General features: G+C 67.5%; 17 protein-coding genes. 16 read left to right on the top strand and 1 reads right to left on the bottom strand.

From position 1 onward, the window contains the following. The first annotated feature begins 39 nt into the window (after nucleotides 1-39). The gene (locus Q9R47_RS08325) at nucleotides 40-252 is read left to right on the top strand and encodes an HNH endonuclease signature motif containing protein (RefSeq protein WP_311232743.1); all 213 of its coding nucleotides are present in this window, start codon (nucleotides 40-42) and stop codon (nucleotides 250-252) included. On the opposite strand, the gene Q9R47_RS08320 is transcribed toward Q9R47_RS08325, so the two are convergent. Continuing rightward, on the bottom strand, nucleotides 249-671 hold the full coding sequence (locus Q9R47_RS08320; protein WP_311232742.1) for a hypothetical protein: 423 nt from the start codon (nucleotides 669-671) through the stop codon (nucleotides 249-251). The genes Q9R47_RS08325 and Q9R47_RS08320 overlap by 4 nt on opposite strands. Nucleotides 672-952: 281 nt before the next feature. On the opposite strand from Q9R47_RS08320, the gene Q9R47_RS08315 reads away from it, so the two are divergent. From Q9R47_RS08315 to Q9R47_RS08245, 15 genes are all read left to right on the top strand, one after another. Further along, entirely contained in the window at nucleotides 953-1,198 is a 246-nt protein-coding gene (locus Q9R47_RS08315; RefSeq protein WP_311232741.1) for a hypothetical protein, read from the top strand. After that, nucleotides 1,198-2,922: a terminase large subunit gene (locus Q9R47_RS08310; protein WP_311232740.1), complete on the top strand. Its 1,725-nt coding sequence runs from the start codon at nucleotides 1,198-1,200 to the stop codon at nucleotides 2,920-2,922. The genes Q9R47_RS08315 and Q9R47_RS08310 overlap by 1 nt, the downstream gene beginning before the upstream one ends. Then, complete coding sequence (locus Q9R47_RS08305; protein ID WP_311232739.1) at nucleotides 2,919-4,214, top strand: phage portal protein; 1,296 nt, start codon at nucleotides 2,919-2,921, stop codon at nucleotides 4,212-4,214. Before Q9R47_RS08310 ends, Q9R47_RS08305 begins: the two co-directional genes overlap by 4 nt. A 3-nt stretch (nucleotides 4,215-4,217) precedes the next feature. Beyond that, nucleotides 4,218-5,078: a head maturation protease, ClpP-related gene (locus Q9R47_RS08300; RefSeq protein WP_311232738.1), complete on the top strand. Its 861-nt coding sequence runs from the start codon at nucleotides 4,218-4,220 to the stop codon at nucleotides 5,076-5,078. Nucleotides 5,079-5,088: 10 nt separating this feature from the next. Then, nucleotides 5,089-6,279 (top strand): phage major capsid protein, encoded by a 1,191-nt coding sequence (locus Q9R47_RS08295; RefSeq protein WP_311232737.1) that lies wholly within the window; start codon nucleotides 5,089-5,091, stop codon nucleotides 6,277-6,279. 50 nt (nucleotides 6,280-6,329) lie between these two features. Then, a complete protein-coding gene (locus Q9R47_RS08290) occupies nucleotides 6,330-6,563 on the top strand; it encodes a hypothetical protein (RefSeq protein ID WP_311232736.1) in 234 nt (77 codons plus the stop codon). Between the two features lie 5 nt (nucleotides 6,564-6,568). Next, complete coding sequence (locus tag Q9R47_RS08285) at nucleotides 6,569-6,895, top strand: head-tail connector protein (protein WP_311232735.1); 327 nt, start codon at nucleotides 6,569-6,571, stop codon at nucleotides 6,893-6,895. 1 nt (nucleotide 6,896) lies between these two features. Next, entirely contained in the window at nucleotides 6,897-7,223 is a 327-nt protein-coding gene (locus Q9R47_RS08280; protein WP_311232734.1) for a phage head closure protein, read from the top strand. Then, entirely contained in the window at nucleotides 7,220-7,750 is a 531-nt protein-coding gene (locus Q9R47_RS08275; protein ID WP_311232733.1) for an HK97 gp10 family phage protein, read from the top strand. The genes Q9R47_RS08280 and Q9R47_RS08275 overlap by 4 nt, the downstream gene beginning before the upstream one ends. Next, nucleotides 7,747-8,103: a DUF3168 domain-containing protein gene (locus tag Q9R47_RS08270; protein WP_311232732.1), complete on the top strand. Its 357-nt coding sequence runs from the start codon at nucleotides 7,747-7,749 to the stop codon at nucleotides 8,101-8,103. The genes Q9R47_RS08275 and Q9R47_RS08270 overlap by 4 nt, the downstream gene beginning before the upstream one ends. A gap of 12 nt (nucleotides 8,104-8,115) precedes the next feature. Beyond that, nucleotides 8,116-8,313, top strand: a complete 198-nt coding sequence (locus Q9R47_RS08265; RefSeq protein WP_311232731.1) for a hypothetical protein — start codon at nucleotides 8,116-8,118, stop codon at nucleotides 8,311-8,313. A 203-nt stretch (nucleotides 8,314-8,516) separates the two neighbouring features. Further along, a complete protein-coding gene (locus Q9R47_RS08260; protein WP_311232730.1) occupies nucleotides 8,517-9,167 on the top strand; it encodes a phage tail protein in 651 nt (216 codons plus the stop codon). Between the two features lie 98 nt (nucleotides 9,168-9,265). After that, complete coding sequence (locus tag Q9R47_RS08255; RefSeq protein WP_311232729.1) at nucleotides 9,266-9,685, top strand: phage tail assembly chaperone; 420 nt, start codon at nucleotides 9,266-9,268, stop codon at nucleotides 9,683-9,685. Next, nucleotides 9,589-10,026, top strand: a complete 438-nt coding sequence (locus Q9R47_RS08250) for a DUF1799 domain-containing protein (RefSeq protein WP_311232965.1) — start codon at nucleotides 9,589-9,591, stop codon at nucleotides 10,024-10,026. Before Q9R47_RS08255 ends, Q9R47_RS08250 begins: the two co-directional genes overlap by 97 nt. Before the next feature lie 72 nt (nucleotides 10,027-10,098). Further along, on the top strand, nucleotides 10,099-12,219 hold a 2,121-nt coding region (locus Q9R47_RS08245; protein ID WP_311232728.1), incomplete at its 3' end, for a phage tail length tape measure family protein.

Here is a 12,219-nt window from a genome sequence, read left to right as displayed (position 1 = left end):
ACCCATCGGGACCGGGGACGCGCACGGCAGGAGGCGCGATTGCGCATCTGGTTGCGCGACGGGCCGCACTGCAAAGGCTGCGCGAAGCTGATCGACATTACGCCCGGCACGCCGGACCCGTTCGAGCTGGATCACACGGTCCCGCTCTGGCGCGGCGGCAAGGACGCCGACCACAACCGGCAGTGCCTGTGCCCCGACTGCCATGCGGACAAGACGGCGCGCGAGGCGCAGGAACGGGCAAGAGAGCCCTAGAGAAGTCCTGCTCGGTTCAAAGCGCTCACGATCGACGCCGCCAAAAGCATCACGGACGAGATCACGGTCCCGGCGACTGCGGCGAACAACACGTAGACCCAAGGGCTTCGTAACCGAACCATCTTTCGAAAGCGCGCAGCGACCCGAAGGGGAAGAAGCATGGACAGCGTAGTAAGGCTCGCAGAGAAGGCAACCCAAGTCGACTGCCAAACAGTCAGTAGTCCAAGCAAGATCGTCAGTCCCATTAACAGGATTCCGCTCACTTGCGCCGGCAAGCTCGGATCGTGCTTCAGAAGCTTGACGCCCACCCACATGAATGCCAGCACCGGGTAGTACCGGAGATTCTCAAAGAGCATCTTCAGCGTGACTCGCGCTGTTCTGCCCGGGCCTATGACAAGGTTGTCGAGTTCGATCACCATGTCCGTCCATCGGTCAAGTCGCTTGAAAAATAGTCTCATTGGCGTGCTCCTCTCCAGTTGGTGAGGATTCTCGCCTTTCTCCCGTGGTGTCGCGCAAACGGCGTTGGGGGCGAGATAGAAGAAGGGGGGGAAGAAAGTCTAGAACCCTTTCCCCTGGATACCGCACGGTTCCGCACGCGCAGAAAATTTTTCCCCTATCAAAAGGAATTCAAATGGCCGGAGTCCAAGGACGAAGCGGTGGCGCCCGTCCGGGTGCCGGCCGCCCGAAGAAAGAGCCCGCGGTGCTCACGCTCAGCGCCATCTACGACGAGCCGGACAAGTTCCTGCGCGCCGTGATGAACGACAGCGGCACCGAGGCGAAGTTACGCGTCGACGCGGCAAAGGCGTTGCTGTCGGCCCAGGTGCGCCGTGCCGAGAACGGCGGCAAGAAGGAGCAGGCCAAGGCTGCGGCGAAGACCGCCGGCGCCGGCAAGTTCGCTTCGGCCGCGCCGCCGAAGCTGGCAGCTGCTGGCGGTAAGAGGGTCTGATGCCCGAGTGGACGACAGCCTGCCCGGACTGGGCGGAGCGGCTGCGCTCGGGCCGGTCGATCATTCCGCCACCGATCTTCCCCGAGGAGGCAGAAGCCGGGCTGTCCGTGATGCGCGAGCTGCGCATCGTGGACGCACCCGACAGCCCGAAGATCGGGGATGCGAGCGGGCAGTGGGTGTTCGATCTGGCGGCGTCAATCTTCGGCGCCTACGACGCCGAGAGCGGCCGACGGCTCATCACGGAATGGTTCGTGATGCTGCCCAAGAAGAACTTCAAGTCCGGGCTCGCCGCCTCGATCATGCTCACGATGCTGATCCGCAACTGGCGGAAGTCGGCGGAGTTCACCATCCTGGCGCCGACGCTGGAGGTGGCGAACAACAGTTTCGGCCCGGCCAAGGACATGGTGGCCTTCGAGGAAGAGGGCGACGACGGCGAGACATACAGCGAGCTGGCCGACCTGGTGCAGGTGCAGACGCACATCAAGACGCTGACGCACCGCGGCATGAACGCGACGCTGAAGGTGATCGCGGCGGATGCGAACACGGCCGCCGGCAAGAAGTCGGTCGGCGTGCTGGTGGAAGAGCTGTGGCTGTTCGGCAAGCAGGCGAACGCGAAGGACATGCTGCGGGAGGCCACCGGCGGGCTCGCTTCGCGGCCCGAAGGCTTCACGATCTACATCACCACCCAGAGCGACGAGCCACCGCAGGGGGTGTTCAAGGAGAAGCTGCAGTACGCGCGGGATGTGCGGGACGGCAAGATCGTCGATCCGCAGTTCCTGCCAATCCTGTTCGAGCACCCGCCCGAGCTGGTGAAGAGCGGCGGGGCGCGGCTGCTCGAGAACCTGCCCATGGTGAACCCGAACCTCGGGTACTCGGTGGACCGGGCCTACCTGGAGCGCGAGTTTCGGAAGGCGGAGGCAGAGGGCGAGGCCTCGCTGAAGGGGTTCCTGGCGAAGTACGGGAACGTGGAAGTGGGCATGAACCTGCGCAGCGACCGCTGGCTGGGTGCCGACTTCTGGCTGGCGGCGGCCGTGCCGGTGTTTTCGCTCGCGGAGCTGCTACAGCGCAGCGAGGTGGTCACCGTCGGCATTGACGGCGGCGGCCTGGACGACATGCTGGGCCTGGCGGTGGTCGGCCGGGAGATCGACACCGGCCGGTGGCTGGTGTGGGCCCGGGCGTGGCTGCATCCGATCGCGCTCGAGCGCCGGAAGTCGGAAGCCGCTAAGTACCACGACTTCGCGAAGGCCGGCGACTTGGTGCTGGTGCAGGACGTGGGCGACGACATCGCCGATGTGGTGCGCATCGTCACCCAGGTGGTGGACTCCGGGCTGCTGGACAAGGTCGGTGTGGACCGGGCCGGCTTGGGCGGCATCTACGACGCGCTGGTGGGCACCGAGGAAAAGACCGGCCCAGTCACCGCCGACCAGGTGGTGGGCATCCCGCAAGGGTGGCAACTGCAGGGCGCGATCAAGACCGTGGAGCGGCACCTGGCCGCCCGCAAGCTGGTGCACGGCGGCACCGCGCTCATGGCGTGGTGCGTGGGCAATGCGAAGGTGGTGGCCGTGGGCAACGCGATCAGCATCACCAAGCAGGCCAGCGGGTTCGCGAAGATCGACCCGCTCATGGCGCTTTTCGATGCCGTCTACTTGATGGCCCTTAATCCGGAGGCCAAGGGCGGCCTGGATGACTGGTTGAGCAACCCCATACGGACGGGCCGCGCATGAAACTACGAACGAACACAGGCCTTGCCGGCCGGGTGCGCGCGGCGATCGACGGCTGGGTCCGGTCCTTCAGCCTGCGCGACAAGGATCTCTACGTCGACCGCGCCATGGAGAGCGAGACGGGCGTCGATGTGACCCCGAAGGCCGTGATGCAGGTGGACGCGGTGTGGAGCTGCGTGCGGCTCATCTCCGAAACCATCGCCACCCTCCCGCTGTCGATGTACGAGCGCACGCCGTCGGGCAAGCGGCTCGCGAGCCAGCACCCGCTGCACTTCGTGATCCACGACCAGCCGAACGCGGACAGCACAGCCTCGGTGTTCTGGGAGGCCATCGTGGCATCCATGCTGCTGCGAGGCAACGGCCGGGCCGAGAAGCTCTACGTGGGCGACAGGCTGGTGGGGCTGGCGTTTCTGGATCCGAACAAGCTGGTGGTCACGCGAGACGCGAACGGCCGCACGATCTTCCAGTACCCGCGCCCGGACGGCACACCGCGGGGGATCCCTGCCGCGCGCATCTGGACGCTGCCGGGTTTCACCCTGGACGGCGAGACGGGCGTCTCGGTCATCTCCTATGGTGCCAAGGTGTTCGGCGCGGCGATGGCGGCCGAGCGCGCCGCGGCGCGCACGTTCCGCAACGGGCTGCTGCAGACTGTCTACTACAAGGTGGCCGCCTTCCTGAAGCCGGAGCAGCGCCGCATGTTCAAGGCGGAAATCGCGGGTTCGGTGGAGCGCGGTGAGACACCGGTGCTCGAGGGCGGAACCGACGTGGGCAGCGTGGGCATCAAGCCTTCGGACGCGCAGCTGCTGGAGTCCCGGGCGTTCAGCGTGGAGTCGATCTGCCGCTGGTTCCGCGTGCCGCCCTGGATGGTCGGCCACACGGAGAAATCGACGAGCTGGGGCACGGGCATCGAGCAGCAGATGATCGGCTTCCTGACCTTCACGCTGGGGCCCTGGCTGCGGCGGATCGAGCAGGCCATCAGCAAGGACTTGCTGACACCCGCCGAGCGCGCGCGCTTCTACCCCAAGTTCGCGGTGGAAGGCCTGCTGCGCGCCGACAGCGCGGGCCGCGCGGCCTTCTACGCCGCGATGGTCAACAACGGGATCCTGACCCGCGACGAGGTGCGGGAACTGGAGGACCGGGAGCCCATGGGCGGCAACGCCGCGGTGCTCACCGTGCAATCCGCCATGACGACGCTGGACGGCCTGGGGCAGGCTGGCGGCGCAGACCAAGCCAACCAGGCCCGGGCCGCCATCCGCGCGTTCCTGGGCTTCGACGAAGAGCCGAAGAAAGGCTGATCCATGAGCATCAAGAATTTGCCGGGCGCTCCGATGGGCCGCCCGAGCGCCAGCGTGCGCAGCGAGATCCTGCCGCGCGCCCTGGACCGCTGGAACCCGGAGGTCCGGGCCGCCGACAAGGACGAGGACCGCACGATCAGCATCTACGACGCCATCGGCTACGACCCGTGGACGGGCGAAGGCGTGACGGCCAAGCGCGTTGCCGGCGCGCTGCGGAGCCTTGGGAAAGGACCGGTGACGGTGCACCTGAACAGCCCGGGCGGGGACATGTTCGAAGGCCTTGCCATCTACAACCTGCTGCGCGAGCACGAGGGCGAGGTGAACGTGAAGGTGCTGGGGCTGGCGGCCTCCGCCGGCTCCGTAATCGCGATGGCCGGTGACACGGTGCAAATCGCGCGCTCCGGCTTCCTGATGATCCACAACGCCTGGGTGGTGGCCGCCGGCAACCGCAACGACCTGCGCGAGATCGCCGCCTGGCTGGAGCCCTTCGATGCCGCGATGGCCGACATCTACAGCGCGCGCACTGGGCTGGAGTCGAAGGCCGTCGCCAAGCTGTTGGATTCGGAATCCTGGATTGGCGGCTCTGCGGCGGTGGAGCAAGGTTTTGCCGACGACTTGCTGCCTTCCGACCAGGTGGGCAAGGGGCACGGCGGCGCCAGCGCCAGCGCAGTGCGCCGCATCGAAGCCGGGCTGCGCGCCAGCGGCATGCCCAAGAGCGAGGCCATGCGCCTCATCAGCGAAATCAAGGCCGGCGCGGGCGATCCCGCCGGCAGCGGTGAGGGCGATCCCACCGGACGAGTCGATCCCGGCTCTCTCAGTGAAACCGCGGCGCTTGCCGCTTCCCTCATCTCCAATCAATCCTGAAAGGCCCACCATGGCACTCGAACAAGACATCCAGACCATCAACGCCAGCCTGAAGAAGGTCGGCGACCAGATCAAAGAACAGGCCGAGGCGTTCGCCAAGAACGCGAAACAGAACGACGAAGTCGTCGCGAAGGTGGACGGCCTGCTGAGCAAGCACGGCGAGCTGCAGAACAGCCTCACCGCCACGCAGCAAGCGCTGGCCAAGCTGGAAGCCAACGGCGCCGGCGGCGATGTGCAGCACCAATCGCTCGGCCAGCAGTTCGTCAACGCCGACAACGTGAAGGCCTTCCTGGGGCAGACCACGCCGCGCGGCCGGGTGGACATCCCCATCAACGCGGCCATCACGAGCCTGACCACCGACGCCGATGGCTCGGCCGGGGATCTGGTCGAACGCACTCGCGTGCCCGGCGTGGTGGCGCTGCCTCAGCGCCGCATGACCGTACGCGACCTGCTGACGCCCGGCACCATGGACGGCAATTCGCTGGAGTACGTCAAGGAAACCGGCTTCACGAACAACGCGGCGCCGGTGGCGGAAGGTGCTCAGAAGCCCGAGTCGAGCATCAAGTTCGACCTGATCAACACCAACGCCAAGGTGATCGCGCACTTCGTGAAGGCCTCCCGCCAGATCCTGAGCGATGCATCGCAGCTGGCCAGCATCATCGACGGCCGCCTGCGCTACGGCCTGGCCTTCAAGGAAGAAGGGCAACTGCTGAACGGCGACGGCACGGGCCAGAACCTGCTGGGCATCATCCCCCAGGCCTCGGCCTTCGTCCCCCCGTTCGATCCGGCCGGCACGGAGACCAACATCGACAACATCCGTCTCGCGATGCTGCAGGCCTTCCTGGCCGAGTACCCGGCAACCGGCCATGTGATGAACCCCATCGACTGGGCCCGCATCGAGCTGCTGAAGGACACGACGGGCCGCTACATCATCGGCAACCCGCAGGGCTCCATCGGCGCGACGCTGTGGAACCTGCCGGTGGTGGAAACCCAAGCGATCCCGGTGGACAAGTTCCTGACCGGCGCCTTCAAGTTGGGCGCCCAGGTCTTCGACCGCTGGCTGGCCCGCGTCGAGGTGGCCACCGAGAACGGCGACGACTTCGTGAAGAACATGGTCACGATCCTGGCGGAAGAGCGCCTGGCGCTGGCCGTGTACCGTCCCGAAGCCTTCATCTACGGTGACTTCGGCAACGTGACCTGATGGCCGGTGGCCCGCCGTGCGCGGGCCCCGCCATCCACCAGGAGAACCCCATGCTGATCAAGTTCAAAAAGCCGGACCCGCGTGCCGGCATGACCGCCCGTATGGACAGCATCCGCGGGCAGCAGCTGATCGACGCGGGCTCGGCCGATCGACTTCCGGAGAACGGCGAAGCACCGCGCGAGGTGCCGCCGCCCGCCGCGCCGCCACCTGCGCCTGCCGAAGAGCCGGCCGCTGCGCCCGCGGCAGCGCCGGAGCCGGCCAAGCCAACGCGGGGCCGGAAGTGAATCTGGTGCCTATCGAGACGGCCCGGGCGCACCTGCGCATCGACGCCGGCGACGAGGACGAGCTGGTGACGCTGTATCTGGCTGCCGCGCAGGCCTCGGCTATCGAGCACCTGAACCGCAACGTGTACGCCACCCAAGCGGCGCTGGACGCGGCGCAAGAGCCGCCGGAGGCGCTGCCGATGGTGGTCAATTCCGCGGTGCAGGCGGCCATCCTTCTGATCCTGGGGCACCTCTACGCCAATCGCGAGGAGGTGCTGCCCGGGCCGGCCACAAAAGTGCCTTTCGGCGCGCACGCGCTGCTGCAGCCCTACCGCGTGGGCATAGGGGTGTGACATGCGAGCAGGAGACCTGAACCGCCGCATCACCATCCAGCGCCGCGGCGCGGCGACCGACGCCTGGGGCTCCCCGGTGCCAGGCTCCGAGAACTGGGTCGAGGTCGCAGAGGCCTGGGCCAGCATCAAGACGCTTTCCGGCCTTGGCGCCATCAAGGCGGACGCCCAGGCGTCCACCGTCAAGGCATCCATCCGCGTGCGCTGGCGCACCGACGTGGCCGCCGGCATGCGCGTGCTGCACGGTGGCACGGTCTACGACGTGCAGGCAGTGTTGCCGGACGCCGCCGGCCGCGAGCACGTCGACCTGGTCTGCGAGGTCGGCCGATGAGCTTCACGATCGATGCCGATACCGCCGGCCTGGAAAGCTACCTGGACGAGCTGGGCGATGAAGCCGAGGCGGCCGTCCGGCCCGCCGCGCAGGCGGGTGCCCAGGTGCTCTATGAACAGGTCCAGCGAAATGTCGCCGGGCTGGGACGCCGGACGGGCAAGCTGGCGGCGTCGATCTACCAGGCCTACAGCGCCAGCAAGTCTGGCGACGGCAAGGCAACCTATGAGGTGAGCTGGAACCACCGCAAGGCACCCCACGGACACCTCGTGGAGTACGGCTACCTGCAGCGCTACGTCTACCGCCCAGACGGCATGGGCCCGGTGGTGCGCCCAGGCATGGACGGCAAGCCGCGGCCCGGCCGGCGCGCCACGCGCGAGCAGAAAGACGCCTACTACCTGACGCTGCCCGCGCCGCGAATCGTGCCCGGCAAGGCATTCGTGCGCGGGGCGGCGTCGGTCATGGACGCGGCCTACAAGGCCGCCGAGGCGGAGATGCGGCGGCGGGTCGCACAGAAGGGAGGTGCATGAGCCTGGAAGAAGACCTGGTCGCGGCGCTGCGCACGCAGTGCCCGCGCGTGTTCCCGATGACCGCACCCTACGACACGCCTACGCCCTACGTGGTGTGGCAGCACGTCGGTGGCGAGCCGATTCGCTTCCTCGATAAAACGGCGCCGAGCACGCGCCACGCGGACATCCAAATCACCGCCTGGGCCACCACGCCGAAAGCAGCACTGGACCTGTTGCGAGGCATCGAGGACGCGCTGTGCGCCTCGACTGCGCTGCAGGCCTCGCCGCGAGCCGAGCCCACGTCGGCCTATGACGACGGCGACGAACTGACCGGCGTGCTGCAGACCTTCAGCGTCTGGGGCGCACGCACTTGAAAGGAAGAATTCATGGAAAAAGATCAACAAGCAAAGCTGCTCGCAATCGCCGCCGCAGCAAAGGATCTGCAGAAGGCACTGAACGACTACGGAAGGCCTCTCGATGTGGATGTCCGAATGACATCCTATGTGCCGCTCGGAGTCGATTCCGAGATGGCATCTTTCGAAGTCACTGTCACTCGCCAAGAGCGCCTGAGGATCTATCCGTGAGCGCGACCACCAAAGCCCTGCATGAAGCGCTGATTCGCCTCGCGAAGGGCGCCATCACCGCCTGGGAGAACTGGCTGCACGCGCAGCGCTGATTCCCCACCCATCACCCTGCCTCGCAGGCCTGCCTCTCCCTCGGGACTCGCAGCCATGACGCCTCGCAGAAATCCGCCCCACCAGGGGCTCGTTTCTTCGAAAGGCCCAACATGGCTGTCTCTCTTCCCGACGGTGCGACCGTCGCCATCGCAACCGCCTACGGCCCTGCCAAGGCGATCACCCTCATCTCCAACGCGGCGCCGGGCGTGGTCACCAGCGCCGGCCACGGCCTTAACAACGGCGCCTTCCTGGAGCTGAAGTCCGGCTGGCAGAAGATCAGCGAGCGCATTTTCAAGGCCGGCGACGTCGCCACGAACGCGCTCTCGCTGCTCGGCACCGACACCACCGACGTGAACCGCTTCCCGGCGGGCTCCTCGGCCGGCTCCATGCGCGAAGTCCTGGCCTGGACGCAGATCCCGCAGATCCTGGAATTCACCACGAACGGTGGCGACCAGCAGTTCGCCAACTTCTCGTTCCTGGAAGAGGACTACGAGCGCCAGCTGCCCACCGTGACGGCCGCGCAGTCCATCCAGATCGGCATCGGTGACGACCCGACGCTGCCCGGCTACCAGGCCCTCAAGGCCGCCGGCGAAGCCCGCGCCATCCGCGCCATCAAGATCACGCTCCCCAACGGCTCGGTGATCCTCTACAACGGCTACGTGTCGTTCAACGAGACGCCCACCCTCACGAAGGGCCAGGTGAGGCAGGTGCGCGCCACCATCTCGCTGCAAGGCCGGCCGGTGCGCTACACGGCCACCTGATCCTCTCGCGTCTGCCACAGGGCCCTTCGGGTCCTTTTTCATGCCCCGCCGACCGTATGCGGCGAGGGTCTTTTTCCTCCCTCAGAAAGCACAAAACCATGGCAAAAATCGTACTGGGCAAGCGCCCCGAAACCTTCAAGCGCACGGTCGCCGTCCCGATGCTGGATGGCACCAAAGGCACCATCGAATGCACGTTCCGCTACCGCACCCGCAAGGAGTTCGGCGCGCTGGTGGACGGCATCCGGGCCGAAGCCGAGAAGCTGGGTGCCCAAGCCACCGCCGAGGCCGCTCCGACGGAAGAAGGCGCGCCCGCGAAGGCGTGGAGCATGCGCGACCATTACGAAAAGCTGGTGGGCACCAACGCGGAATACATGCTCCAGATCCTGGTCGGCTGGAACCTCGACGTGGACCTGAGCGCCGAATCGCTCCAGCAGCTCTCCGACGAGCTGCCCGCCGCGAGCGAGGCGATCATCGAAGCGTACCGCGTCGCCACCATCGAAGGCCGCTTGGGAAACTGAAGGCGCTGGCTGCGGCGCTCTACACCAGCCCGCCGACGGCCGAGGAACTGGCCTTCTGGGGCCTCACACCCGACGACTACGGGCACGAGGAAGTGTGGGTGTGGCCCGAGAACGCCGATGCGTTCTTCCTGTTCCGCGACCTGGCCACCCAGTGGCGCGTCGCGAGGGGTGGGCCCACCGGCCTCGATCACAACGTGCTGCTGCTGCGCCTGGATCGCATGCGTCTGCCGGACGACGACCGGGACCAGCTCGACGCCGACGTACGCGTGATGGAGCTGGCCGCACTCGAGCAGATGAACGAAGAGCGGGAGAAGCGCGAGCGAACGGCCCGCGGCTCCTGACATCGGCCCTGCGGGGCCCTCAACACCTGGCCCTGCGGATCTCCGCGGGGCCTTCGCATTTCTGGACGCGCCATGGCCAACGAAGAACGGAAAGCACAGCTCAGCTTCGGGGTGGATGCCTCGGGCGTGAAGCAGGGCATGGCCGAGATCAAGCGCGACGTGCGCGAGATGGCGCAGGACGTGCAGCAGTCCGGCCAGCAGGCCGCCAAGGGCATCCAGGCCATCGGCGACGGTGCGCCCGCAGCGGCCCAGAAGATGGACGGCGCCACCAAGTCCATCGTCGGCAGCATCGAGCGCGCAACGGCGGCCATGCAGGCCGGCGAGAAGGGCAGCGCCTCGTACTTCGAGGCCCTGGCCAAGCAGCGCGGCGCGAACGCCGACGTGCTCAGGCCCTACCTGGAGCAACTGCGCCAGGCCGAGGAGGCGCAGCGCGTCGCTTCCGGCTCGCTCAACAAGATGGGCGTGTCCGCGGCGCAGACAGCCGCGGCGCTGCGCGGCGTGCCGGCGCAATTCACCGACATCATCGTGTCGCTGCAGGGCGGGCAGGCGCCGCTGACCGTCTTCCTGCAGCAGGGCGGCCAGCTGAAGGACATGTTTGGTGGCGCTGGCAACGCTGCGCGCGCGCTCGGCGGCTATGTGCTGGGCCTGGTGAATCCGCTCAACGTGGCCGCGGCGGCCGCGGGCGTGCTGGCGCTCGCCTACCACGAGGGCAGCAAGGAGGCGCAGGGCTACAGCAATGCGCTCATCTTGACGGGCAACGCCGTCGGCACCACCTCCGGCCAGCTCAAGGCCTATGCCCAGGACATCAGCGGCGTGGTGGGCACCCAGGGCAAGGCCGCCGAATCTCTGACCGCCCTTGCGGGCACGGGCAAGGTGGTGGGCGACGTGCTGCGCGACGCCGGGCTCGCCGCGGTGCAGTACGAGCGCGCCACCGGCCAGGCTGTGAGCAAGACGGCCGATCAGTTCGCCGACCTGCGCAACGAGCCGCTGGCGGGCGTGCTGAAGCTCAACGACGGGATGAATTTCCTGACGGAGAGCACCTATCGCCAGATCAAGAGCCTGGAGGAGCAGGGCCGCACGACGGATGCCGCGCGCGTTGCGCAGCAGGCCTACGCGGACGCCCTGATCAGCCGCGCCGGTGACATCGACCGCAACCTGGGAACCCTGGAGCGCGGGTGGCGCGCCGTGGCGGATGCTGCGAAGAAGGGCTGGGACAGCATGCTGGGCGTGGGCCGCGCGCAGACCACCCAGGACCGCCTGAAGCAGGTGCGCGAGGAAATCGCAGCGGTCGAAAAGCAGCTGGGCAGCGGGCGGGGTTTCGCCGCCAACGAAGGCGGGGCAGCATTCGGCACGGGCCGCGGCGGACTCAACCCGGCCGCCCAGAAGCAGATGCAGGAACGCCTCGCGGCCCTGGGCGCGGAAGCGGCGGCCCTCGAAGGCGTGGCTGCTGGGCAGAAGGCTGCCGCGGATGCCGAGGCGGAGCGCGCGCAGAGCCGGAAGGCCTACTTCGAGTGGGAGAAACAGGGCGAGGCATTCCAGTCGAAGGCGGCGAAGCGACAGGAGGAGATCAACAAGGCCGAGGTGGAGGGGCGCGCCCTGGTGGCCGCGGGCCTCATCACCGAGGCCGATCTGCGCGAGCGCATCTCCGACATCAACGAAAAGTTCAAGGAGAAATCCGCCGCGGCCGGCCAGTCCGAGGTCGCCACCATCCGCGCCAAGATCAAGGAGGAAGAGGCGTACATCGCACGCCTGCGCGACCGGGGCGCCGAGGCAAGCAAGCTTACCGAGGGCGAGCGCCTCGTGGCAAAGCTGCAGGAGGAGCTGACCGGCAAGCTGGACGCGCGCACCCGCGCGGCGAAGCAACTGGCGCTGGCAGAGGCCCAGCGGCTCGCGACCGTGCAGGTGCAGCGCGTGGAGGAAGAGCGGAGCATAAAGAACCAGGAGCAGGCCGAGGCGGCCTACCGCAAATTCCTGGACAGCATCTACAAGGGCGCGGACGCCACGCGCAAGCAGGCTGAGGCGCAGGAGGCAGCGAACGAGTCGTTCGGAAAGTCGAAGACCGCGATCGCCGAGATGAACCTCGAGCAGGCCAAGCTTGCGCGCGACATGGCGAAGGACGCGGGCCCATGGACCCCCGAGTACCTGGCGGCCATGGACGCCGCGATCGATGCACAGGAGCGCTGGGTGCGCGCA

Source organism: Acidovorax sp. PRC11 (assembly GCF_031844105.1).
Classification (GTDB): domain Bacteria; phylum Pseudomonadota; class Gammaproteobacteria; order Burkholderiales; family Burkholderiaceae_C; genus Paracidovorax.
The sequence above is the reverse complement of the archived record's forward strand: the minus strand, read 5'-3'. Positions and strand labels throughout refer to the sequence as shown.

What these genes read in the sequence shown, in the direction of transcription:
- Q9R47_RS08270 (WP_311232732.1), top strand. Translation starts at nt 7,747, where the DNA reads ATGAGCCTGGAAGAAGACCTGGTCGCGGCGCTGCGCACGCAGTGCCCG.
- Q9R47_RS08305 (WP_311232739.1), top strand. Translation starts at nt 2,919, where the DNA reads ATGAAACTACGAACGAACACAGGCCTTGCCGGCCGGGTGCGCGCGGCG.
- Q9R47_RS08255 (WP_311232729.1), top strand. Translation starts at nt 9,266, where the DNA reads ATGGCAAAAATCGTACTGGGCAAGCGCCCCGAAACCTTCAAGCGCACG.
- Q9R47_RS08295 (WP_311232737.1), top strand. Translation starts at nt 5,089, where the DNA reads ATGGCACTCGAACAAGACATCCAGACCATCAACGCCAGCCTGAAGAAG.
- Q9R47_RS08280 (WP_311232734.1), top strand. Translation starts at nt 6,897, where the DNA reads ATGCGAGCAGGAGACCTGAACCGCCGCATCACCATCCAGCGCCGCGGC.
- Q9R47_RS08290 (WP_311232736.1), top strand. Translation starts at nt 6,330, where the DNA reads ATGCTGATCAAGTTCAAAAAGCCGGACCCGCGTGCCGGCATGACCGCC.
- Q9R47_RS08260 (WP_311232730.1), top strand. Translation starts at nt 8,517, where the DNA reads ATGGCTGTCTCTCTTCCCGACGGTGCGACCGTCGCCATCGCAACCGCC.
- Q9R47_RS08275 (WP_311232733.1), top strand. Translation starts at nt 7,220, where the DNA reads ATGAGCTTCACGATCGATGCCGATACCGCCGGCCTGGAAAGCTACCTG.
- Q9R47_RS08300 (WP_311232738.1), top strand. Translation starts at nt 4,218, where the DNA reads ATGAGCATCAAGAATTTGCCGGGCGCTCCGATGGGCCGCCCGAGCGCC.
- Q9R47_RS08310 (WP_311232740.1), top strand. Translation starts at nt 1,198, where the DNA reads ATGCCCGAGTGGACGACAGCCTGCCCGGACTGGGCGGAGCGGCTGCGC.
- Q9R47_RS08320 (WP_311232742.1), bottom strand. Translation starts at nt 671, where the DNA reads ATGGTGATCGAACTCGACAACCTTGTCATAGGCCCGGGCAGAACAGCG.
- Q9R47_RS08265 (WP_311232731.1), top strand. Translation starts at nt 8,116, where the DNA reads ATGGAAAAAGATCAACAAGCAAAGCTGCTCGCAATCGCCGCCGCAGCA.